21 protein-coding genes are annotated in these 22,773 nt (G+C 41.6%); 7 read left to right on the top strand and 14 right to left on the bottom strand.

What is annotated here, in order from left to right:
• Positions 1-165 precede the first annotated feature (165 nt).
• Positions 166-1,008, bottom strand: a complete 843-nt coding sequence (locus tag QOZ98_RS06800) for an aldo/keto reductase (protein ID WP_308786729.1) — start codon at positions 1,006-1,008, stop codon at positions 166-168.
• Positions 1,009-1,242: 234 nt separating this feature from the next.
• On the opposite strand from QOZ98_RS06800, the gene QOZ98_RS06795 reads away from it, so the two are divergent.
• Positions 1,243-1,986, top strand: coding sequence for an SDR family NAD(P)-dependent oxidoreductase (locus QOZ98_RS06795; RefSeq protein WP_308786728.1), 744 nt, complete (start codon positions 1,243-1,245; stop codon positions 1,984-1,986).
• 146 nt (positions 1,987-2,132) lie between these two features.
• On the opposite strand, the gene QOZ98_RS06790 is transcribed toward QOZ98_RS06795, so the two are convergent.
• Positions 2,133-2,519: a GNAT family N-acetyltransferase gene (locus QOZ98_RS06790; RefSeq protein ID WP_308786942.1), complete on the bottom strand. Its 387-nt coding sequence runs from the start codon at positions 2,517-2,519 to the stop codon at positions 2,133-2,135.
• A 287-nt stretch (positions 2,520-2,806) separates the two neighbouring features.
• Between QOZ98_RS06790 and QOZ98_RS06785 the strand changes: the two genes are divergently transcribed.
• Both QOZ98_RS06785 and QOZ98_RS06780 read left to right on the top strand, forming a co-directional pair.
• A complete protein-coding gene (locus tag QOZ98_RS06785) occupies positions 2,807-3,763 on the top strand; it encodes a calcium/sodium antiporter (RefSeq protein WP_308786727.1) in 957 nt (318 codons plus the stop codon).
• A 250-nt stretch (positions 3,764-4,013) separates the two neighbouring features.
• Complete coding sequence (locus tag QOZ98_RS06780; protein ID WP_308786726.1) at positions 4,014-5,042, top strand: FUSC family protein; 1,029 nt, start codon at positions 4,014-4,016, stop codon at positions 5,040-5,042.
• A gap of 215 nt (positions 5,043-5,257) precedes the next feature.
• On the opposite strand, the gene QOZ98_RS06775 is transcribed toward QOZ98_RS06780, so the two are convergent.
• The 4 genes from QOZ98_RS06775 to QOZ98_RS06760 all read right to left on the bottom strand — a co-directional run bounded on the left by QOZ98_RS06775 (position 5,258) and on the right by QOZ98_RS06760 (position 10,162).
• Positions 5,258-6,916 carry an SWIM zinc finger family protein gene (locus QOZ98_RS06775; RefSeq protein WP_308786725.1) on the bottom strand — a complete coding sequence of 553 codons (1,659 nt, stop codon included), beginning with the start codon at positions 6,914-6,916 and terminating at the stop codon, positions 5,258-5,260.
• A 258-nt stretch (positions 6,917-7,174) separates the two neighbouring features.
• Complete coding sequence (locus QOZ98_RS06770) at positions 7,175-7,399, bottom strand: hypothetical protein (RefSeq protein WP_142828065.1); 225 nt, start codon at positions 7,397-7,399, stop codon at positions 7,175-7,177.
• Positions 7,400-7,771: 372 nt separating this feature from the next.
• Positions 7,772-9,157, bottom strand: coding sequence for a M20/M25/M40 family metallo-hydrolase (locus QOZ98_RS06765; RefSeq protein WP_308786724.1), 1,386 nt, complete (start codon positions 9,155-9,157; stop codon positions 7,772-7,774).
• A 549-nt stretch (positions 9,158-9,706) separates the two neighbouring features.
• Positions 9,707-10,162: a hypothetical protein gene (locus QOZ98_RS06760; protein ID WP_308786723.1), complete on the bottom strand. Its 456-nt coding sequence runs from the start codon at positions 10,160-10,162 to the stop codon at positions 9,707-9,709.
• Between the two features lie 325 nt (positions 10,163-10,487).
• Between QOZ98_RS06760 and QOZ98_RS06755 the strand changes: the two genes are divergently transcribed.
• The 3 genes from QOZ98_RS06755 (at position 10,488) to QOZ98_RS06745 (ending at position 13,604) form a co-directional block, all read left to right on the top strand.
• On the top strand, positions 10,488-12,017 hold the full coding sequence (locus tag QOZ98_RS06755; RefSeq protein ID WP_308786722.1) for an FAD-dependent monooxygenase: 1,530 nt from the start codon (positions 10,488-10,490) through the stop codon (positions 12,015-12,017).
• A gap of 340 nt (positions 12,018-12,357) precedes the next feature.
• Positions 12,358-13,044 (top strand): GIY-YIG nuclease family protein, encoded by a 687-nt coding sequence (locus QOZ98_RS06750; protein ID WP_308786721.1) that lies wholly within the window; start codon positions 12,358-12,360, stop codon positions 13,042-13,044.
• 26 nt (positions 13,045-13,070) lie between these two features.
• Entirely contained in the window at positions 13,071-13,604 is a 534-nt protein-coding gene (locus QOZ98_RS06745; protein ID WP_308786720.1) for a hypothetical protein, read from the top strand.
• 225 nt (positions 13,605-13,829) lie between these two features.
• Here the strand turns inward: QOZ98_RS06745 and QOZ98_RS06740 are convergent, their stop codons facing one another.
• From QOZ98_RS06740 to QOZ98_RS06705, 8 genes are all read right to left on the bottom strand, one after another.
• Complete coding sequence (locus tag QOZ98_RS06740) at positions 13,830-14,423, bottom strand: DUF4230 domain-containing protein (protein ID WP_308786719.1); 594 nt, start codon at positions 14,421-14,423, stop codon at positions 13,830-13,832.
• A 187-nt stretch (positions 14,424-14,610) separates the two neighbouring features.
• Positions 14,611-15,234, bottom strand: coding sequence for an EcsC family protein (locus QOZ98_RS06735; protein ID WP_308786718.1), 624 nt, complete (start codon positions 15,232-15,234; stop codon positions 14,611-14,613).
• Positions 15,235-15,585: 351 nt separating this feature from the next.
• Complete coding sequence (locus QOZ98_RS06730; RefSeq protein WP_308786717.1) at positions 15,586-16,461, bottom strand: hypothetical protein; 876 nt, start codon at positions 16,459-16,461, stop codon at positions 15,586-15,588.
• Positions 16,462-16,507: 46 nt separating this feature from the next.
• The gene (locus tag QOZ98_RS06725) at positions 16,508-17,206 is read right to left on the bottom strand and encodes a DUF4085 family protein (protein WP_308786716.1); all 699 of its coding nucleotides are present in this window, start codon (positions 17,204-17,206) and stop codon (positions 16,508-16,510) included.
• Positions 17,207-17,273: 67 nt separating this feature from the next.
• A complete protein-coding gene (locus QOZ98_RS06720; protein WP_308786715.1) occupies positions 17,274-18,221 on the bottom strand; it encodes an alpha/beta hydrolase in 948 nt (315 codons plus the stop codon).
• Between the two features lie 209 nt (positions 18,222-18,430).
• Complete coding sequence (locus QOZ98_RS06715; RefSeq protein ID WP_308786714.1) at positions 18,431-18,757, bottom strand: hypothetical protein; 327 nt, start codon at positions 18,755-18,757, stop codon at positions 18,431-18,433.
• A gap of 447 nt (positions 18,758-19,204) precedes the next feature.
• Positions 19,205-20,569, bottom strand: a complete 1,365-nt coding sequence (locus QOZ98_RS06710) for a PQQ-dependent sugar dehydrogenase (protein ID WP_308786713.1) — start codon at positions 20,567-20,569, stop codon at positions 19,205-19,207.
• A gap of 546 nt (positions 20,570-21,115) precedes the next feature.
• A complete protein-coding gene (locus QOZ98_RS06705) occupies positions 21,116-21,604 on the bottom strand; it encodes an alpha/beta hydrolase (protein ID WP_308786712.1) in 489 nt (162 codons plus the stop codon).
• 352 nt (positions 21,605-21,956) lie between these two features.
• Here QOZ98_RS06705 and QOZ98_RS06700 point away from each other — a divergent pair, with 352 nt between their 5' ends.
• On the top strand, positions 21,957-22,436 hold the full coding sequence (locus QOZ98_RS06700) for a hypothetical protein (protein WP_308786711.1): 480 nt from the start codon (positions 21,957-21,959) through the stop codon (positions 22,434-22,436).
• Positions 22,437-22,773 lie beyond the last annotated feature (337 nt).

The following is a 22,773-nucleotide window of genomic DNA, read 5'->3' as shown; positions in this document are numbered from 1 at the left end:
TTACTTTCTAATTAAGGGCAATTTCTCAAAAATAAAATGCAGCGCCAGGTATAGACCAGGCGCTTCTATCATAAATTAAGAATTGTTTTGCCTCATTTGTCTGGAGCTGCTATTATTTCTCGCACTCCTTACATTCTTCTGCACAGCAATCAGCCAGCACCTATATTAAAATTCTTCATGGGTAGCCGGGTCCATATCAAACAGTCTGCCGTCCGGACGGGACAGTTCTGCTATCGCAGTCATTTCAGCCTCGCTTAAGACAAAATCGAAAATAGCCAGGTTTTCCCGCTGCCGCTGAGGAGAAGTGGATCGCGGAATCGAAACGGATCCTATTTGGTATTGCCAGCGCAGGACCACTTGAGCAATCGTTTTATTGTGGGCGTCTGCTATCTTACTGATTGTTTCATTCGACATAATGTCTGCTGCTTTGGCAATCGGGCTCCACGACTCTGTTTGGATATTAAGATCCTTGTGCACACTCCGCTGCTCTTCCTGATTAAAGAACGGATGCAATTCAACCTGATTCAGACTCGGCGTTACTCCGGTCTCCCCAATAATGCGCTTCAGGTGTTCAGGCAGGAAGTTACTGACGCCAATCGACCGGATGAGCCCCCATTTCTTCGCGTCAATCAAGGCTTGCCACGCTTCCACATATACATCTTGATTTGGCATCGGCCAGTGGATCAAATATAGATCAAAATAATCCAGCTTAGAACGGTACAATGATTCCTGAATCGCAACCATCGCTTTGTGGTAAGTATGATAACGGCCTGGCAGCTTGGAGGTGATCCACAAATCTTCACGTGAAATACCACTTCGCTTAATGCCTTCCCCGACCGCTCCTTCGTTCTCGTAATTATACGCCGTGTCGATCAACCGGTAGCCAGCATTGATTCCGCTGCTGACTGCGTTCGCCCCTGCATTGCCCCAAAGCCCGTATGTACCGAGTCCGGTAACCGGTAATTTTGTTCCGTCGTTCAACGTAACTTCTGGTATTGCTTTTTCCATCCACTTTCACTCCTCTCATTTCTACTTTAAGATTACTCTTACCTGACTGAAAACTCAAACTACTCCGCATTCCAAAACTATTGAATGCAGCAACTTCCGCTGATTGCTTCATTATTCCCCTTCACCCCGGCACAATTGATTAGCTGTGACATGAACACTCTAAAAAACTGAATATTCAAAATAATAATGGTAAACTAGCTACTAGAAAGACATTCGAACGGAGGAGGAATTCAAGTGGAACTTGCAGGAAAAGTGGCAGTTGTCACCGGAGCGGCTTCAGGAATTGGCTTGGCGACGGCACAAGCACTTACCGCAAAAGGCGCAAAAGTAGTAGTGGCCGATATTAATACGGAAGGTGGAAAAGCCGCTGCAAAGGAACTACAAGATGCTGGAGCAGAAGCTGTATTTATTGAAGTCGATGCTTCCCAAGAAGAATCTGTAGCAAATCTGATAGCCGAGACGGTCAAAGCGTTCGGACAGATTGACATCATGGTGAACAATGCCGGGATTCGCGCACTCAGTGAAACGCATTTGCTGTCCTATGAAGATTACCGGAAAGTGATCGCCGTCAACCAGGACGGAGTCTTCTTCGGTTCCAAGCACGCCATCCGCGAAATGCTGAAAACCGGTGGCGGCGCCATCGTCAACACTGCCTCTATCCTGGGAAGTGTCGGAGAGGCGCGGGCTTTTGCGGTCAGCGCTTCTAAAGGGGCAGTGAAATTGATGACAAAATCTTTGGCGCTGCAATATGCAGACAAAAATATCCGAGTAAACGCGGTAAGCCCGGGCTATATTGAAACCGCTATGTCAAACCGCACGACATTAAGCCCCGAAGCTTATGAGCGAAGCGTCGCAAAACATCCGATCGGCCGTTTGGGACGGCCGGAAGAAGTGGCTCATGCCATCATCTTCCTGTGTGAAAATGATTTTGTAACCGGAGCCACAATCATGGTGGACGGAGGCTACACAGCCCAGTAAGCAAATTTCCAAGCTTAGAACCAAAAAATCACGCAGGGGAAATGGTTTTTTCCCTGCGTGATTTTTATTACTTTTTATTGTCCAAATCCAAAATGTAAACGGATGAAATGCTTTCCATACCAGGACAAGCACCTTAAAAACGCTCCTTACATTTCCCGCCACTCATATTTGATATCAGGCAAATTTTCTTCATTCTCATATCCTCGCCCAACTTCTACAAATCCATGTTTTTCGTAAAACCGTTGCGCATTCTTATTTATTTCAAATGTATACAAAAATAAACTGCCGCTCGAATGCTCTTTCGCTATATTCAATAATGCCTCTCCAATTCCTTTTCCTTGTTGGTCATTGGCTACATAAAGCTGGTTCAGTTCATCCGAGTTGAACACGACAATGCCGACCACCCGCTCCTTCTCGAGCGCCAAATAAATTTCATAGTCCTGCGGTAAAATATGATTCAAAAAGTGGACATGGCTTTCATAAGAATGGATTTCTTTTTGCCCGATCGCCTCTTTCTTGCTCAAACGCCACATTGCTACCGCTTCATCGGCGAAAGATGATTCATAACGACAAATTCGGATATCAGCCACTTCTTCGCCTCCATCTGTTTGGATTACTTCTTTTTTTATGTATTTACATGGTAAACTTTTATACTATTGAACCTTGAATTCTTTCACATTTCAAAGCTTTCACATTCCGAAGGCTCTGGGTGACGACTTTTTATGGTTTTTAAAATAGTTCGAAGGGTATTGGCATAGAAAAGAGGAAAGTTACTTCTTTTAACAACAAACGAAAGAATTAGGAAGGAATTGAACCCCACATGACTTATTTTTTATTATTAGTTGGATTCGCTCTTTTGATTAAAGGAGCTGATTATTTTGTAGAAGGAGCTTCAAAAATAGCGCAAAGCTTGAGGGTTTCCCCCCTATTGATCGGCTTAACGATTGTAGCTTTCGGTACAAGTGCACCGGAAGCGTCCGTCAGTTTTATTGCTGCCTTCGAAGGAAACAGTGATGTAGCGATTGGGAATGTAGTTGGCAGCAACATCTTTAATATCACGTTCATTCTAGGAGTTACAGCCCTCGTTTTCCCTTTAATGGTTCAGAGCGAAACCATAAGAAAAGAAATTCCCTTCGCCTTGTTGGGCGCAGTTGCATTGCTGCTTCTGATTAGCGACATTCAACTCGGATCATCAGGCAGCAATCTGATTACAAGAACTGAAGGCCTTATTTTGCTCCTATTCTTTGTGATTTTTCTTTACTATATCTTTGAGGTGGCAAGAAAAGACCGAATGAACATAGAAGAAAATCCCGCTGATATCGCGAACATATCCAAAATGAAAAATACATTCTTAACAATCGGCGGACTTGCGGCCATCGTGTTTGGTGGTAACCTGGTTGTAGAAAACAGCATTCAGATCGCGCTTTCACTTGGAATGAGTGAAACCTTAGTCGGTTTGACGATAGTTGCTGTAGGTACTTCACTTCCTGAGCTCGTCACCTCTATAACCGCAGCTTTGAAGAAACAGGTTGAGATTGCTTTAGGAAATATTATCGGAAGCAATATCTTCAACATTTTCTTTATCTTAGGAACCTCAGCAGCGATTTCTCCTTTAACGGTAGATTCGAAGATATTTCTAGATGTATGGGTAATGATCGCTGTGTCCATCCTATTAATGATTCTTGCAAGAACCAAGTATAAGATTTCAAGGATCGAAGGTTCGGCTTTAGCCGTCATCTACATTATTTACGTTGTTTACATTATTTTGAGAAATTAACACGTAGAGCAGAACAACTATAGTATAGAATGGGGCTGTCCCAAAAGGGCGTGAAAATGACTTTTAGGGGGCAGTCCCTTTTTACATTCACTGATAAAAATACTGAAGTGCAATATTCACTTTTGACATAATGTCTATCGCAATTTAAAGTTTAATCAGACAACATTATATACCATAGATAATAATTATCTAACGAGATACTGGTGAGTGAAAAAACATTCCTCCAGCTCTTTATTATCTGAAAGGAGAAATGGATATTACTTTTGGTCCTCGTATTTTTAAAACTGGAGTAGCAGTTATAATTGCCATATATGTATGTGAATTTTTCGGATTGGACAACATTGCGTTTGCAGCTGTTGCAGCTATTTTAGCTGTACAGCCATCGTTATACCGGACTTGGAAGCAATTGCCCGATCAATTGATTACAAATACGTTAGGCGCATCTATCTCGTTGTTTTTCATCTATTTTTTAGGCGAAAATCCGATTACCATCGGTTTAGTTATTATGATTATGATTTCATTAAGCTTGAAATTAAAAATGGATAGTACAATCCCGCTAACTCTTGTAACGGTAGCTGCGATTATGACTTCCGGTGCAGGCGAGGATTTGTACTTTGCCCTGGAGAGATTTTTAGTTATTTTGGTAGGAACGATTTCTGCTATAGTCGTTAATCTGGTTGTTTTTCCACCGAAATATAAAAAGAATTTTTCGGATAACATCCACTCAGCTTTTCAGCAAATGTCATTGTTATTAAGAACTGCAATTTCAAATGAACTGACAGAAGGTTCTTATCAAGTGCTTTCACGTAACTTTAAGAAAGAACTTGAAAACTTAGTGGAGCAATTCGAGTTGTTTGATGAGGAAAGAATTAAGCTCGGAAAATCACGAACAAAACAATTGAATGACAGAGAAATGATTGTTTTCAGGCAGATGCTGAAGACATTAGAGGAGGGAGATCAGCTTCTCGGAAAAATTGATGACCATTACTTTCAGAGTAAGTCTGAAAAAAGTGTCAATCAGTTATTTGATCATTACCTGGAAGAATTAATTAAATATCATGAGTACCTATTTTTGAAATACCAGGGCAAGATTAAAGAATTTCAGCATTCAGACGCAGATATGTTAAACCGAAGAAACGAATTTTATAGATCAGTGCTTTCTCTCTCTAAGGAAGATCCGGAGAAAAACATCCGATTAATGATCGTAGCATCTGCTCTTTTTGATTATACATTTTATCTGCACCGTCTAGATCAGCTGCTGAACCAGGCACAAAAATAACATCAACAAAAAAAGTAACCGCCTTCTCCCTGCCAGGATTGTAGGTGGTTACTTTTTTGCAAACATCTTCAATTTGGCCAGCCGTTCTTATACGGCATGTACTGCATCGGCCGAGTGTTAACGCACTCGGTCTTTTTTTATATCTAAATCGGAGTATATTAGCTTTTAGGTTCTATTAGTTATAATTCGATTTCGCTTAGCAGGGAGCGACACAATCATTTCGACTCAATCTTCCCCAACTCATCCAATAGCGCTTTCCGTTTCGGATACATGAACTTCAACTCTTCAATCAGCCCCGCCGCCGCTTCAGCCCCCAGCGCCTGCTGAAAATCTTTGATCCTTTGGCAGGCAGTCCAGTATGCCTTGCGGTTGGAAGCCCGTTCGATCAGGCGGTATATATAGGTCGTATAAATCTCATTCACTTCATGCGGATAATCGGCCAGCAGGTGCGGATACAGGTGCTCGATTGCAGAGACATCCGTCCGGCAGTAATCCAGCAGCTCCTCCAACCTCTTTTCATCAATCAAAATTTCGAGAAACAGCAGCAGGCTCCGCGGACTGGTTTTCATTTCTGCAAGAAGCGCCTCCAGCTTCTCCGGCCATTGCTCCGCATCCACCAAACTCTTCAGCTTAACGTAATACTCTCCCTCCCCTTGCAGCGCAAACTCAAAGCTGAGGTCGATCATTTCCGCAGTGCTGCCCATTCCTTCGTAGGCTGCAAAGCGCAGTTTTTTCCAGTCTTGCAGCAGTCCCGGGAGGTTCGCATCCAATCCTTCCGACTCTTCACACAACCGGATCACTTTTTCATATTCACCCGCAACCAGCGCCTGCAGGATCTGTGCTTTACGGATTGCCGGATAGCGATGGTGCTTCACGTAAAATGCTTCGACCGCTTCCACGTCTCCCTGTTGCTGCAGAACCCTTAGCTGGCACCGGCGAAACCGCTCTTCCTCGTAATCGAATGACTTGTTTTGCATTTCCTTGCTGCCAATCATTTTTTCAATAAAATCATAAAACTTGTCTGCGAAATCGCCTCTTTCATTCCATTGCAGGACAGCTTCCAGCAAAATACTCGGTGCATCTGTCATGTCCTGCTCCAGTCCGAACAGGATATGCGGATACAGCAGATCAAGCATCCCTTCGACAGTCGCTCTCTCCAGATTTTCCGGCCACTGCGCTAGCGCATCGTCAACTTTCTCCAGGCTTTCATAGATAACTGAACTGATGTCCCCGGAAGAACTGTCCGCAATTCCCAGCATTTCGGTACATTCTTTTATGATAATCAAATTGAGACGGACGATCCGTTCAGCATCGTGATGCGGATCCAATCCATCCACTAATTCCTGGACTTCCCACACACCTTCGAGTGCCTGGTCCGTCCGGTCCCAATCGATAAATCCCCTGCGGCTGGCGCGGCTCACTGATTTCCGGATGGTTCGACGCGCCTTTTCCTCATTCATATCACTCGAACCTGCGAATTTCTCCGTCAAATAAAGCTGGACGGATGGCTGTTTCTCCACCAGTTCCTCCAGGATTTCCAGCAGCTCCCCCTTTTTCAGCGCCTTTAATTGCGTCAGCACATCCACTGCCGTCGAACCGTTTTCTTTTTTATGTTCTTGGATCGCCAGACACACCGCCACTTCATGCTTGCAAAGCGAATCCGATTCGAACGGGCAGGTACAGTAAGAACCCACAATCGTTCCATCTTTCGTCAAATTGATCGATACCTCATAATCTCGTGTTCCTGTTACCAGCGCATGCCAGCGATTCGGCGCGTCTTCCGTCAATTGCTCCACAAAATTCTGCTCAAAATAATCCTGTCCTCGCTTATAAAGCTTTGCCGGTACGTAGGTTGTCAGGTTGCTTAAGTTCATGAGAATTCCCCCTGGAGTGATTATAACCTGCTGTGCTTTAGAGCTGAACAGTATTTATTCAGGAAATTAGGGAAAATTTTTACTCGAAATATTGATAAGTCAGAGGCGGCGGTATCAAAAATATAAACTATAGCGTATTGTCAAAATCATTTAGAATTGTTTTGACAGTGTCGTTTTTTTTTATAACTACTTTTATTTCCCGATAAAGCTGCATGACAAGTCCGCTTCATTACAGACTTATGTGGATTCCCAGCTTCATTACCCACCTCTTCTTGAAGTATTGACAGGCTCAATATAATCTTTTATTTTCACTAGTTTGATGTCGTCTTTATTAAACAGATTCAATTCTCCGAAAACGTCCTCAAACTGGACAATCTGTTCTGATAATGCCATGGAGGCTACATCTTCCCTCGATTCTGCTTCCACTGTTCTTTCCACAGTGAGTCCTTCTTCTAAGGTATATTGGATGACGAATTTCTTCATAATTTCACCTCCCTAAGTTCAAATTCTCCATGTTTGTACAGAGTCCTTTAAAATTCTCCAAGATCATTCCGTGATTCAAAGGGATTTCCCTGTATACGCCGCCATGCAAACAAGTATTTTAAAAAAACTTCGGATTATATATGGTAAGAGATTTGCCGTAAAGTCCAAATATAGCTTGAGAGGAAGACGCGGTACTGTGCTCCGTCCAACTTTCATGCCATGCTATAGATGAAAAAATGAAAAAACACACCCGCAAGGCTGAAGCAGCGGGTGTGATAATGCATGGCATATATTATCGGAAACGTTTAGAATTGGTTTTCACACAGGAAGGTGACCAGTTAAACACTATTTTTCAATTCGCAGAGCCTGGTTCTACTTCTTCGGATGGCCAAACGCTTTCAGCAAGTACGCCATATGCACGGTACCTTGCTCAAAATCGTTCAATCGGATGGATTCATTCGGCGCATGCACTTTTGAACTTGCCCAGCCGACGCCTGTGCTGACGATCGGCAATTTCAGCCGGTTTCCGATATCATACATCGGCCCTGTGCCCGCATGATTCGGCGCCATGATGATCTCTGTTCCGTAAGCTTCCTTGGCCGTTTCGACTACCTGAGCGATAAACGGATGGGAAAAGTCGGAGCGGTAGGCGCGCTGGCTGTTCAGTGCCCGGACTTCCACATCCGTGTAGCCATGTTTGTCCAGATGGCGTCTGATCGATTGAACAACCTTTTTAGGATCTTGTCCCGGCACCAGACGGCAGTCCACTTTTGCCATGGCGCGTTTGGGCAACACTGTTTTGCTGCCTTCCCCGTAATAGCCGCTCTCCAATCCGCAAATCGTCATGGTCGGTTCAAATACCATCGCGATCCGCGGATCTTTTCCAAGCGCTTCTGTAATTAGCGGACGTTTCAGCCCGTTCATTTCTTTCAGGGCGTCTTCTTCAAAAGGCAATGACTCGACGACTTCTAGTTGTTCAGCTGTCGGCGGAATGATATCGTCATAAAACCCTTCCACTAGGATTTCATTTTTGCCGTTTTTCATGGACGTCAACGCGTGGACGAGACGCCAAGCCGCATTATCGACGTAAGCACCCATGGACGAATGCAAATCAATATCAGCACTTTCACAAATCAATTCCATGTAAGCCATTCCTTTAATGCCCGCCACCATGCTGACCCGTTCTTTCTCATCTTTGTTGCCAAACTCCCATATACACGCATCTGCCTGGAACAGCTCAGTGTACTTCTCCAAATAAGGAAGAAGATTTGGACTCCCCACTTCTTCTTCCCCTTCGATCATAAATTTTACATTGCACGGCAATCCACCCTCGGATTCATGCAAGGCTTGAATCGCTGTCAGGCGGACAATCAAATCGGCTTTATTGTCGGCGACTCCCCGTCCATATAAAATCCCATCGATTTCAGTGGCCTCAAAAGGTTCCGTCTTCCATTCGTCAAACGGTTCCGGCGGCTGGACATCGTAATGGTTATAAAACAACAATGTTTTATCCGGCGCACCGTTTTTTCCAGCCGGGAAAAAACCGTATATCACAGGGTTGCCGCCCAAGTCATTCAGAACGCGTGCTTCTCCACCCGTCCCTTCCAACAATTCCACAACAAACTGGACCGCTTCCGGAATCCCTTGGTTTTGTGCAGCTACTGAAGGAATTCTGACGTATGACGTTAAGGTATCGATTGCCTGGGGCATCAAATCCCCAACGGCAGTGCGCAATGATTCATGATTAGTAACCTTCATAATGATGTTCCTCCTCTTGTTCCATCTTCACTTCTTGATGTGATCATTCAGAGTACCTATGTAGATGGCGTCTTATTTGGGTAATTTCAGTTGAGAAATGATTCATCTTGCTTGAAAATTTGTTCTTTCATCGTCATTGTTCAGGCTCCTTTTTAAGGATTTTCCTGGAATATGACTTATAGAGATTATCTTATCACGTATTAATATACACTTGAAATACTATTTATAAACAAAACCATTTTCGTTCTCAATCCTCAAAACAAAGATGAGGAGTAGTTACCAGCAGGAATAAAATAAAAAACCGCACTCACAACGTGAATGCAGCGATTATAAAGTTTCTCTAAAAGTACGCGCAGTAATATGAGTATGATGAAAATCCGATTCTTCCTACTGTATGCGTTATTCCCAGCTGTCCCCGGATAAAATACGAAAACCGTATCCATTAACCCTTGAGGTCACTGGATACGGCTTCTTCTAAATGTAAATATAGTTAATAAACTGAATTGAGTTTGACACTTAAAGACGATTTTTATTCGGCTATGCTATCAATTACTTATGAACACGAGTGATCTCTTCCATCAAGCCAACCCATTCTTCTCTCTTGAAATCATACAATTCCAGCTCTGTTTTTCTCAGAACCATATGGAGGCTGTCGAATTTCTCATCTGATCGGAACCTCCACCAGCTTTTCACTGTTGAAGCCTTGGTGCTTGGCTCGTAATAAGTCAATGTGAATTCGGGATCGATGATGTCATCCATCCGATCAATCTCTATATAATTATGCGGGAAATCAATATAGAGACCCAACGCCGCTTTATGAGGCGTAATGGACCCAATTTTATATGCCGAGTGCGCGTCCTTCTTCTCAAGCGTTTCACTCCAAGGAACCGGGTTATCGCTCACAATCAAAATCCGGCCAGCCTCATCCGTTTCAACCCGGCAATTCGGCAGGCTGTTAAACACTTCTGTCATCTCGCTCATTTTTTGTTCGACCATTTTGTTCATTTTGCTATCTCATTCCTTTCAACTCATCTATCAACCATGAATGCTGCACTTTATGCTAAGTACATACCGTTTATTTTTCTGTTCCACTACCTGTTATTCTATCACGTCCCGCCCTTTGCTCCGTGTTTAAATTGTACGCTCCAGGACACTATTTTTTTGCTTGAAATGGGGCAATTAAGGATATAGTAGCTGTACAAGATCTTTTCGGTTCGGTATCATCTGCTTTTTTATTATTACACTTTTCCTATACTCAATTTTATAACTTTACACGATACTTGAAACTGAACGGATCAGCAGGCGTGCTACTCATTAGGAGGTCTCCAGGATGAACCCACAAATCTTAATCGTCGGAGCTGGCCCCACTGGCCTGGCTCTAGCTTATAGCTTGGCGCGTCAAGGCGTGCCGTTTCGGATCATCGATAAAAACGCAGGAACCGGCACCGCGTCACGTGCACTCGCTGTGCATGCGCGCATATTGGAGCAGTATGAGCAACTGGGTCTGGCCGAACGCAACATTAAGCGGGGGCATCCGATTTTGTCGCTTGATGTCAGCGACGGCAAACGAGTGAGAGCTACAGTGAGATTCCATGAGTTGGGCAAAGGACTGAGCCCGTTTCCGTTTATCCTGAGTTTGCCGCAAGACGAGCACGAAGAAATTCTTGTGGACGAATTAAGTAAAATAGGCGTAGAAGTGGAATGGAACACTTCGTTGCTGTCGTTTGAAGACACCGGAGTTGGCGTGAACGCCGTGATGCAGCAACAAGGACAGCCAGAAGAAACAGCGGAATTCGCTTATTTATGCGGATGCGACGGGGCCGGCAGCATGGTCCGAAAAGAACTGGAATTCGACTTTCCCGGCGGCACGTACAAGCAATTATTCTTTGTCGCTGATATCGAAACCGAGCAGTCGGTAAACGACATGGAAAAGATGGACATGTACATGGACAATGACGGCTTTATGCTCTATATGAACGTCCGGAACGCCAAAACCAAACGAATCCTTGGCATTGTGCCCGAGGAATTCAACGAGCGCACCGATGTCGAGTACCATGACATCAACGATTATATTGAAAACAAAATCCGCGTGAGCGCAGCCAAGGTTAATTGGTTTTCGACGTACCGCGTCCATAACCGTGTCAGCGAGCGATTTGCCAAAGGACGCATCTTCATCCTGGGCGACGCCGGCCACCTGCACAGCCCGACCGGCGGACAAGGCATGAACACCGGCATTGGGGACGCCATCAATCTGGGGTGGAAGCTCGCAGCTGTGGTTCAAGGGAAAGCTGCTCCTAAAATATTGAGCACCTACGAACAAGAGCGCATCGCCTTTGCACGCCGGTTGATCGCGACAACCGACAAAGCGTTCCAAACGATTGTCAGCCAAAAACTGCGGGGCACCTTGCTGCGGGAGTATGCCGTCCCCTATGTCCTGCCATCCCTATTCAAATTTTCCTTCTCCTCAAAAAATGCGTTTAAGATCTTGTCTCAAATCCACATCAATTACCGCAACAGCATCTTGAGCAAAGGCAAAGCCGGCAAAGTTTACGGCGGCATGCGCTTGCCGTGGATCGAAACCGCAAACGGAGATAATTTCGCGCCACTGCGCTCCGTCGATTGGCAAATTCACATATACGGCAAAGCGAAGCCCGAGCTCATCGACTTTGCCCGCTCGCAGTCGCTCGAGATCCATGAGTTTGCCTGGGAAGCGCAGATGAAAAACGCAGGATTCAAGCAAAATGCGCTGTACCTGATTCGGCCGGATGGGCATGTGGCGCTTGCGACTGAAAAGCAATGGGTGCGTGTGTTGAAATTGTATTTGGAGGCTTATGGAATTGTGGCTTTTGGAGCGGAGTGAGGCAGAAATGGGAAAGGAGGCTGGAGGAATAGATCCGGGATGGGATTATTCTTCCAGCCTCCTTATACTTAAAAGCAAAAATTTGGTGATATTCGCTACTGTAACTTCTTCAATTTTCAATCAAAATGTCATTAACTTAGCTTTCAAGGGAACCGTTCAATTCCCAAACAATTTGTACGTGTGAATAAAAAGAAAAAACCACAACTGACATGTGGTGTAGAAGATGTGATTATGTACAGAGTGTCTTATTTACATATTTTGATATATATAAGAAAAAAGTCCTTCTATAGTCTATAATTGTATATAATATTAAAACTAATTTGGAGGGCGTTCAAAACATATGGTTAAAAACATTTTTAATAAACTTTTCTCTAGCAAAGCTGCTCCTGAACCATCAATCACTCCCCCAACAGTACAGCAACATAAGATTTATCTGTTTGAATCAAATCAATATGAGCTCGAAAAAATTATTGATTCGCCTGACCTTCAGGGCAAAGCTCCCGGATATGTCTACTTTGTACAAGAATATATGAATGGCTCGTTCAAAATCGGCAAGACAAAAAACCTTGAGAAAAGAATGAATATCTTTGGTGTGAAATTACCATTTGAAAACAAACTTATTTTCCTTATAAAAACTGGTAACCATCATCAGACAGAAGCAGCATTTCATAAGCATTTTTCTGCCAAAAGACTTGAAGGAGAATGGTTTGCATTAAACAAGGAAGATCTAGCTTGGATTAAAGCTGGTAAATACACTGTAGAAATTAATCAAACCATCCTCCCTCTTGAAGAGAAGAAAACAGCTATCAAAACTGAAGATGAAAATAAAGAGGACAAGCTTTTAACTTCAAAGCAAGTGGAATTTGCAAAGACATTACTTACAAAACTGGAAAACGAATACGAACTTGCCACGGATTTAGCTACTCTCACGCAAAAAGACTTAAACCGTTTAAGCGGCTACTTTAGATTTAAAAATAAAGGTGCTTTGAATAATTTGGTTGCAGCAGGCGTATTGAAAGAAAAATAACTTTTCACCATTAAGGAGATTTTTGTATGTCCATCATTCCAGTAACCCTTATTCAAATTGAATGGGAAGGTTCTTATAAACTATCAGAGCTCCCTCAGCTTATGAACGAAGAAACGGATTACGGAATTTATCAGGTGTACGGAAGACATCCTATTTACGGAAACGATGTCCAGCTATATATCGGCAAAGCTGATTATCAAACATTAGGCAAAAGAATATCCCAGGAAGATTGGCTTTACACAAATGATTCAAACAATCATAAGATTTATATTGGAAGACTTCATGGCTCTCAACCTCTAACTGAAGATTTATGGTCTACTTATATCGACTTAGCTGAGCGATTACTTATTTACACTCATAAGCCTGCGTATAATTCCAAAAGCATTGCATCTTTCCCGGATAAAGAATTGCAGGATATCCATGTTTTAAACTGGGGTCATTACCGTGCCTTGCTTCCTGAAGTTTCCGGATTGAGATGGACCAGTAAATTAGATTTGGAAGAATATGAAGTCTTTAAATATGGGAGTGTTGTAATTCCTATAGAAGAGGAAATGGTTTAGATTTCCTAATCAGATGTTCTCTGTGTAACCTACAGTTATGAAAAATTATTTTATCAGATAAAAAACACAAAAACCGTATCCATTAACCCTCGAGGTCACTGGATACGGTTTTTTTATACAGTTGTTACAAATAAATCAAATTGGGTTAGACTCAGGTTAGCTATTTCTCAAACTGGTGTGTCGGTAGAATCGTTCAAAAATTTTCCGAGTCTTGAGACTTAATTTTTAATAAAACTCTATAATTACTTCATTTTCTTCATCGAGACTCAAGAATGACTTTAAGACTTCCTCTGTCCTTTTATCAGCTTCCGTTAAAAATCCTTGGCTGATTTTCTCTTCTTCAAATTTCTTCTTTTCAGCGTTTATATCCTCAATAATTTGCTGTGTAGGAGGATCTGAGAAGATATTTCCTTTTACATCTTCTATCTTCATGTTCTCGGTCTCCACAACATTATCAAGAATTTTCGCTTTTGGAAGGCGGACCGTTACTTGATTGGACACTTCATCATATGCTACATCCACTTTCGAAAGATCCGACCCAGCTTTCATATATCCTGTGTACTCAATGAGCTTTATCGTCTCTGCAAAGCGAATATCAGTCAATGGGATGTTCTTTGAATCACGATTTACCATTGCTTTACTATACTCATACTTCAATGTCGCTAGCTCTGACAACTCTACGACTCTCTCCTGGATTAAGGACGTATTAGAACTTTGGCTAGCAGTAACTCCAGATGGTTTAAATTGAATAAAAACGACTAAACCGGCGATTAAAATAAGTAACATTGAAATAATAACTCCTACTAACAGCTTTTTCATCTGAATGTGCTCCTCACATATCGTTCCACTCGTTCAGTCAGCAAGATGATCTATTCTTTTGCTTTTGGATCGAATGAATATATATTTGATTTTTTAACTGGTATAAATCCATAGGTTTGGAAGTGGGAATTTTACATATGAAGCTATAGATATGTTTTGCCAGAGAAGCTATCATAAATCTCTGTACTCAGACAAACACCTTCTTGGCCGTCTTTCCAATTATCCCGGTTCCTATTCCATCGACAGCTCCACCAATAACGCCGCCAGCTATGGGTATGGCTTTCCCTAAATTTATTAATCCTTTTTCTCCAAATTTCGTGAGTAATCTAAAACCAACTTTTTGATTTATAGCTACAATGACTTTACTAGGTATTTTTATGACACCTTGCTTTGCAAAGGCATTACCTACTTTAATACCAGTTGACTTGAATATATCCGATGCTGATTTTCCCGTTAGGCAAACAAACACAAAAGTTTTAACTTGATCATCTTTTAAGTCATAGCCTTTCATGTGTGCAATAGCTGCAATCATTCTAACTTGGACATACATAACTGAAGCAATATTTGCGGGCAAAGTAACAGGCATTATAATTATTCCACCCAATCCGGTAAGAAAGCCACTAGTGGCGGCTTTTGTATTTTGCCAGCGAATCAAGCTGTCTATAGCTTGATCAGCAGTATCATGTTTTGATAAAAAACCCTCCGCCATTTCATAAGCTGAGTCCATTCCAGGAATGCCGTTTAAAGATTTGTCATATGCCCAATCCAACATTTGTTCTATCTTGCCTACCGAAACTTCATTTGCAGCCACAAATTTTCCCCCTATTTAAAATATAGTTTATTGAATTTTATTTTAACAGGTATTTAGAAAAATTGACTCATAATTTTCTAATAAAAGGATATAAAGTAGGTTTTTTTAATTATTTCTTCTTTCTTGGGAGCGAGAAAGTTACCATTTAATATATAAGAATGGAATATAAAGAAAAACCACACCGAAATGTTGCAGTAGTCGGTGTGGTTACGTATGAAATTGTAGTGTTTAATCAACATCGCTTAGGATTCGTTTGTTCCCACGGACGCTTTTTAAAAAAGGATTGAAGTTGGCTTTAATTGCACCAATACGAGTGTCTTACTATTAATACCAGATACTAGCAACTTATTTTTATTTGTTACTTTCTTCCCTAACAAGTTCGGGCAGACTGTCTATATATACTAAAAGTTCATCCAGTATTTCTTCTTTCATAAACTTTTTCATCTCTTTGTCGTATTCTTTAAATGTAATGGATTTATTAAAAAACCCTATAACACTTTCAGCATTTTTATAGTATATACGTATAAAATAGCTAGCAGCTACTATCTCACTTCTGGGGCTCTTATGATGTAATTGCTTTGCATTTTCTATCCAACTTGCCCTCTCATCTATTCGATTTTGCTTAAGCTGTTCTTGCCATTTCATTCTATTTTCTTCAATTTCCCTTTTCTTATCATAATAATCTACTAAAGTATTAAAATAACTTTCTCCTATCACTTCTTGCATTTCTTTTACCAACTCGAACGCTTTTTGAGGCTCTAAAAATGATTTCATGTAACATTTTTTCATCCATTCTGGATTGGGCATTCTTTCATCAAGATACCACTCTTCAATAGATGGTTTTAAAAATGCTTCGAATCCTGGATAACCGTATTCAGAAGAAGTTTCATTTATTATCAATACATGCAAAATGGTATGCTCGACCAAGTCACAATATACTAATCTGTTTTTTCGTTGGTTTTCAAAGGGGATATTATATTCCTTCACAAAATTTTGGTCAGATATTTTCAACCATTTAATTTCATCTATGTGGTGGCAATATAACCCTTCGTTTGTTCTTGAGAATTTACCTTTTGTAATGTTTTTTATTTCTCTATTCATAAACCTCTGGTACGAAGATTCCCTATAATAATCATCTTGCGCAGAACCGTATTTCTGAAGCAACCAATCAACTGCTTCTTCGTAATTCTTAGATAATAAATCTAAGTACTCTTTATAACTGTTCAATGATAATTCCTCCTAATCTTAGTTATAAAGAATTAAACCTGGCTATCTACCTTCTTCTGTACCATTTCTGCAACCGGCGCAATAGCGGCAGTTTCAGCGGCTCAATTTTTACATCGCGCGCACGGATCACGGTCTCAGTCATCGGAGTGTCGAACAAGGTATGAAGCTCAAAGCCACCGTCCATTTTGTAAATTTCATCATAAAGCCACCATGCACCTTTGAAATCAGCTGGAACGTTCGAATACGTGACCCCTTCAAAAGTGAGTCGGACATCGGTAAAATAATGGAACCCTCCACTGCAGTCGAGCGTCAGGACAAGCTGACCTTCAGACGGTCTTTCAACAGAAAGGACGACCGCATCGTGCAGGCCATTCTCCGCCAGCTCGACGGCAGCTGGCGGGAGTTCCGCTTTGATCGATTCGAAATGCTGCCTATACCGGTCATTAAGCTCTTCCATCCGCCGCTCGTAATCCCGTTCCCATCGATTGACGAGCATGCGCAGCTCTGGCGTCGGGTATTCGGTCACCAGCGTGCCATCGTGAATATACGGAAGAAACGTATCCGGCAAGTAGCGCAGCAAATTTTTCCGCATATCGTCCAGATTGCGTAAGTTCAGCTCTCGCAAATTCTCTCCTTCCTTGCGGTAATATTCCAATTCTTCTTCCCAGTCCTCTTCTGACTCGTGCAATGCGAGAAAACCGGAAACCTGCATTTCGTCATACCAATCCTTCGTGAAGTGCTTCATTTATTGAGCCTCCTGACATATGAATATGCGTCTTTCCGTTCCCAAGCAGACGACCATTTCACGCAAATTACTTCTCCATACTATCCTCAATAAATCCCTTCAGCCGCTCCTGGTATTCCTGAGTGGCTATCGTATAGGCTTTAACATGTCCGGCGTCCGGAACTGTCCAAAACATTTTGTCGCCGCCTGCTGCTTCGTAGAGTTCTTCTGCCATCGATGTCGGAACGAGTTCGTCCGCCTCTCCATGAATGATAAACAAAGGAAGCGCATTTCTTGCGGCTTGCTCGAGCGCGGAAGCTTCATTAAAAGTGAAACCCGCTCTGAGTTCTGTAATACCGCTAGTGATTGGAATGAGCGGAAACGCCGGCAGATTGTAAATAGACTCGAGCTGATAAGATAAAATATCCGCCGCTGACGTATAAGCACTATCAGCAATAATCCCTTTCACTGCCGCCGGAAGCTCTTCGCCACTCGTCATCAATACGGACGCCGCTCCCATTGAAACGCCGTGAAGAAAAATATCGCTGCTGTTTTCCTCATCAATGAGCAGCTGGGTCCATTGCTTTATATCCAGCCTGTCGTGCCAGCCGAAACCAATATAATCCCCTTCGCTTTCTCCATGGCCACGAGCATCGGGAATTAAAACATCAAATCCCTGGTCATAATAAAACTGAACAAAATTTTTCATATCTTCACTGTTTCCGCGGAAGCCATGTGCAAGGATCACGGCTTTCCCACCCGAATCTTCGTTCTCCAAAAAGTCACCTTCCAACCTAAGATCGTCATATGAAAGGATAGAAGCCGTTTCAAATTCCTGCTCTTCGTACCATTCAGCCGCTTCCTCGATCATCTGTTCATCTTCAAGGACGATTGTCACTGGAACTTCTTCTTCCTCATAAAGTTCAACTTCAGTCCCCCGCTGCACCGCTTCGCCGTAAAAAAAATCCCCGGCAAAGGCAAGAGCGATGATGATAATTGCCAATAAACTAATTGCCACAATCGAAAACTTACTCATATATTAATCTCCTCTTTTAAAATAAACCACTTCGCTTCCGTGGAAGCGCCGCATTCCCCAATTTATGCGGATAAATAAATAAAAATACCACACTCTAAATGTTAATGCAAAGAGTGCGGGGAGATAATCCCTGGTGGAAAGACTAACATTTATATATCTAAACAAAAAGAACCTTGAGAGTATCAAGGTTCTTTTTGTTTAGATATATATTAAGCATTTAATTTATATTGCTCTGCCTTACCATACATGCCGTTTTCAGCTGTTACATCATGCAATTCTGCAATAATGACCTTAGGTCTGGAAGGACCGACTATTGTAGAAATATAGCTAACTTTAAATGTGTAAGTAGCTTTTTTGCGGAAGTTTCGATATTCAAGCGAATCTTCTGTAGTTGTCCAATAAAAGACATAGCCATCTCTATCTGCTAAAGCGATTACTCGATATTCGTCGCTTTTAAAGCAAGAAACAAACTCAAGTTCCTTAGTATATTTCTTTCCTTTTTCAAATCCGTTCACTTCTTTGATTGCAAGCACCATCGAAATACACCTCATTCCATAGTGGTATGCATTTAATATAACAGAACTTACGTTCGATTCCTAGTAAAAAGATTAAAAAAGTTAGAATATTTAGTTCATTGAGTAACTAAGGTGATGATTTAGGATAGCTCACATACTTTTTTGTATGTTAGTACTTGAAAATCCCACTTCCCAGGGAACGACACTACTGCCAAACAAAATATGAGCTTGAATAAAGCGCAACAAGCGCCGAGAGAAACGCTATTTGTAGTAATCAGTCGGTGTCTATGATCCATATATACTGCTTATGAAAGTCTGAACAGCATTAAGTTCTTCATCAAATTCAGTTACTTCTTAAATAAAAATACAAAAGCCGTATCCATCAACCATTGAGGTTTCTGGATACGGCTTCTTCTTCATGTAATGGTAGTTAATAAACTGAATTCTTTTTGACAAAGAGGCGCGTTTTTATTCACCTGCTGCAGAAATCTTATAAATCTTACCGCCATCAGTTGCTGCAATAAGCGCGCCATCCTCAGTTACAAGAATATCACGGAAACGTTCGCCTTCATCAGTTAACAGACGCTCTTCTCCAACGATGGTGTCATCTTCAATAACGACACGTGCAATATAGCTCGACACTAAACCACCGATGAGCAAGTTGTTCTCCCATTCAGGAATTGCGTCGTTATCATAGAATGAACTACCACTTGGCGCACTTGTTGGATCCCAATAATATCTTGGTTCAATAAAGCCTTGCGCCTCGTGTTCTGAAATTCCATCATTGATTAATTCACCTGTGTACTCGATACCATAAGAAACAATCGGCCATCCATAATTATTGCCTGGTTCAACAATATTCAGTTCATCCCCAGCTTGTGGACCGAATTCAACAATCCATAAGTCTCCTGTTTCAGGGTGGAAATCCACACCTTGAATATTACGGTGACCGTAGCTGTAAATACCATCCAGTGCGTCTTCATCTTCAATAAATGGATTCGTATCTACTGCTTCTCCATCTTGTGTAATGTGAATGACTTTGCCCAAGTAAGCATCCAAGTCTTGTGCACGTTCGCGAATTGGATCATCTGAGCGCTCACCCGTTGTTAGGAACAGGTTGCCATCCTCATCAAAGATAATACGTCCACCATAGTGCAAGTCGCCATCATATGCTGGTGTCGCTTGGAAGAATGTTTCGAAATCTTCCAGTGAAGTTTCATCTTCTGATAAAACACCTTTACCGACTGCCGTTACAGTACCATCTTCAGCATCTTCAGAATACGTCAGAAATACCATTCTTGATTCGTCAAAATCAGGTGCAACGGCTACATCCAGCAACCCGCCCTGACCTTCGTTATTTACTTCTGGTGTACCTTCGATTGGATCTGAAACAGAGAACTCATCAAGGTTTACAATTAGAAGTTCTGCTTCATCTCTTTGCGTAACAAGCAAGCGGTTTGGTTCAAACTCTGCCATACCCCAAGACACGCCAAGACCTTCAGCAATAACTTCCTCATTAAGTTCTGTTTCAGTCACTACTGCAGGTGCTCTTGTTTGTTCAGGAAATGCCGGTTCAAACTCAGTAACTTTTGGTTGAGATTCTGCACTTCCATCATCGACTTCTTCAGTACCCTCTTCAGCGTCTTCAGTGCCCTCGTCAACACCTTCTTCTGTTTCAGCACTTTCTTCTGTTTCAGCACTTTCTTCTGTTGTAGCATCCGAATCAGCAGGTGATTCTTCGTTTGAAGCATCATCATTGCCGCATGCTGCCAAAGCCAATACAAAGATCAGCATTGTAAATAACATTAATCGTGACCACGAAATTTTCGTCATCCTTTTTCCTCCCTTTTCTAAAATAGTAAACTGAATAGAGATTGAAATTCAGTACCCTAAAACCCAGTATAAAAATTAGATAAGACTTTCATATCAAAACTAAAAATAAGAATATGAAACGCCTATGAAAATAATATACCCAAATTTTCTGCAAATAAAACAAAAATATTACTTTTCTGTGACATTTACTATTTTTTTGTAACAATAGCTTGTTAAAAGACAACAACCGGAGTTGCTGTCTGTTGTGATGTATTCAGCCTATCTTTGTCTCGCATCCCCTGCACGGCGTAATGCTTCGCCGATGTTATGTACACAATAGATCCTTAATGCTGCCGGCAGCCATACCCACCATCTGTGTTTCAGTGCCTGAGTCTGGGATGCATAAGACTTTATTAATTTTGTTATTATAGGTCCACTCACATCTTCACTTAAAGCAGTAGTATAGCGAAAATATTTAAAACTGATTCTTTACCTGAGCGAGTATAAAAATCCTATAAAAAAGCTGCGAATCCCTTCGCATCTTTTTTTTCGTATATTATTTCACTCCTAAAACCCAACAATCCCCTCCATCAACCTATCCGCTAGCGGTAGATCAGGATCGCTGTATGCCGCCTCATTCCCGTCTTCATCCGACTCCGTTTTCAGCACATGGTTCATATCGTCAATAATCAGAAGTTCTGATTCCGGATGCGCCGCATGCAAACTTTCCACATCGGATTGCGGCACCTGCGAATCCGCTGTACCGCCTATAATCAGGACCGGAATCTCCATGGCCGCCACTTCTTCCTGCGGATCATACGCCAGCCAGAAAACCATATAGGGCTGAACCGACGGACGGAGCAAGCTCTGCAATTCGGGGCTGACCGTTTCAACATGTTCGCCTTCTTTTAACTGTTCGATGATTTGATCGGCTTCAGTCATGAGATCTTCCGGGAGCTGTCCCTCCAACTGCTCCATCAACACTTGATCAATGGGGCGTCCCGCTCCCGCAATGGATACAAACCAATCGGCTGAAACTCGCTCTGCTGCCACCATGCCGATCAGCGAACCTTCGCAGTGCCCAATAATCGCGACTTTAGTAAATTATTTTCCACTTCCTTGGGAGCGACGGAATTCCCAAACAATTTATACGGAATGAATAAAAAGAAAAACACAACCGCAATGCTGCTGCAGTCGGTATGGTTGTGTATAAAGTATAAATTGTAGTGTGTTGTCAAAATCGGTTAAAATTTTTTAACAGGACGCAATAATTTAAATTAATTGTATTAGGTTTGACATAGGATGGCGATTAAATTTTTTTTTACAAAGGGAATCTTTTTTTGCAGGATTTCCCTCTTATATCTAGAATATAATAATTAATAAATAATAAAATATTGGGGGATATTTAATGTCAGTAAAAACGCAAGATTTAACACTAAAAATAAAAGTAGTTGATCAATATACGCAAGAGATTGTAGCTGTGGAAAAAAAACCTTCAATTATAATCTCTAACGAACAATTAAATAGTATAGATACTATACTAACAATTTACAAGACGTTGTCCTCTGGTAACACTATTCCATCAATAGAAGAAATTTCAGAAAATATATTGAACAACGCATATGACTCTGGATACCAAAAAGCTTTAACAAAAGCAGTAACTCCTGAAGGAACATACCCGTTGTTTGCTATTGATAACAATTTAATAGAAACAAAAGATGTTCATTTAGCCTTACAAAGAGTAGAAGTTTTCCTGCGTGTATATTTGAACGAAAATAAAAATATTTTAATAGAAGCGATTCTAAACACACTAAATAAAAGGGATTTTCAATTCTCATACTATTACAAAGGCGAGTTATTCAACAGCTCGATACAAAGTGTCTGGTAATTAATTATGCCTCCGCACTAGAGACAACATTATGTATTTGTAGTGAATTAAATGAATCGGGTTCGCAACAGTAAAGTGACTTTCATTGTAATATTACAGAATGCATAACCTAAATTAATTTTTAAATAATGTCCTTGGTTGGTCCACTTCTCTCTGTAGGTCTGCTATCAGCTATCATTTTGGCTTATTGAAGAATTTCAAGGAACTACACTATTTTTATTTAGTAAATTTCAAATAATGGAGGCTCTAAATAATGGGAGAAAGATTTCCAGATATCGACTGGTTTTGCGACCGTTGTAATGCACATTTAAACAATCAAGAAAAATTTGACGATCAT

The organism is Planomicrobium stackebrandtii, from assembly GCF_030814955.1.
Lineage (GTDB): Bacteria > Bacillota > Bacilli > Bacillales_A > Planococcaceae > Planococcus > Planococcus stackebrandtii.
Note: the sequence above shows the minus strand (reverse complement) of the source record. Positions and strands in the feature narration are given on the sequence as shown.

What these genes read in the sequence shown, in the direction of transcription:
- QOZ98_RS06800 (WP_308786729.1), bottom strand. Translation starts at nt 1,008, where the DNA reads ATGGAAAAAGCAATACCAGAAGTTACGTTGAACGACGGAACAAAATTA.
- QOZ98_RS06790 (WP_308786942.1), bottom strand. Translation starts at nt 2,519, where the DNA reads ATGTGGCGTTTGAGCAAGAAAGAGGCGATCGGGCAAAAAGAAATCCAT.
- QOZ98_RS06785 (WP_308786727.1), top strand. Translation starts at nt 2,807, where the DNA reads ATGACTTATTTTTTATTATTAGTTGGATTCGCTCTTTTGATTAAAGGA.
- QOZ98_RS06780 (WP_308786726.1), top strand. Translation starts at nt 4,014, where the DNA reads ATGGATATTACTTTTGGTCCTCGTATTTTTAAAACTGGAGTAGCAGTT.
- QOZ98_RS06775 (WP_308786725.1), bottom strand. Translation starts at nt 6,916, where the DNA reads ATGAACTTAAGCAACCTGACAACCTACGTACCGGCAAAGCTTTATAAG.
- QOZ98_RS06770 (WP_142828065.1), bottom strand. Translation starts at nt 7,399, where the DNA reads ATGAAGAAATTCGTCATCCAATATACCTTAGAAGAAGGACTCACTGTG.
- QOZ98_RS06765 (WP_308786724.1), bottom strand. Translation starts at nt 9,157, where the DNA reads ATGAAGGTTACTAATCATGAATCATTGCGCACTGCCGTTGGGGATTTG.
- QOZ98_RS06760 (WP_308786723.1), bottom strand. Translation starts at nt 10,162, where the DNA reads ATGAACAAAATGGTCGAACAAAAAATGAGCGAGATGACAGAAGTGTTT.
- QOZ98_RS06755 (WP_308786722.1), top strand. Translation starts at nt 10,488, where the DNA reads ATGAACCCACAAATCTTAATCGTCGGAGCTGGCCCCACTGGCCTGGCT.
- QOZ98_RS06750 (WP_308786721.1), top strand. Translation starts at nt 12,358, where the DNA reads ATGGTTAAAAACATTTTTAATAAACTTTTCTCTAGCAAAGCTGCTCCT.
- QOZ98_RS06745 (WP_308786720.1), top strand. Translation starts at nt 13,071, where the DNA reads ATGTCCATCATTCCAGTAACCCTTATTCAAATTGAATGGGAAGGTTCT.
- QOZ98_RS06740 (WP_308786719.1), bottom strand. Translation starts at nt 14,423, where the DNA reads ATGAAAAAGCTGTTAGTAGGAGTTATTATTTCAATGTTACTTATTTTA.
- QOZ98_RS06725 (WP_308786716.1), bottom strand. Translation starts at nt 17,206, where the DNA reads ATGAAGCACTTCACGAAGGATTGGTATGACGAAATGCAGGTTTCCGGT.
- QOZ98_RS06720 (WP_308786715.1), bottom strand. Translation starts at nt 18,221, where the DNA reads ATGAGTAAGTTTTCGATTGTGGCAATTAGTTTATTGGCAATTATCATC.
- QOZ98_RS06715 (WP_308786714.1), bottom strand. Translation starts at nt 18,757, where the DNA reads ATGGTGCTTGCAATCAAAGAAGTGAACGGATTTGAAAAAGGAAAGAAA.
- QOZ98_RS06710 (WP_308786713.1), bottom strand. Translation starts at nt 20,569, where the DNA reads ATGACGAAAATTTCGTGGTCACGATTAATGTTATTTACAATGCTGATC.
- QOZ98_RS06705 (WP_308786712.1), bottom strand. Translation starts at nt 21,604, where the DNA reads ATGGTGGCAGCAGAGCGAGTTTCAGCCGATTGGTTTGTATCCATTGCG.
- QOZ98_RS06700 (WP_308786711.1), top strand. Translation starts at nt 21,957, where the DNA reads ATGTCAGTAAAAACGCAAGATTTAACACTAAAAATAAAAGTAGTTGAT.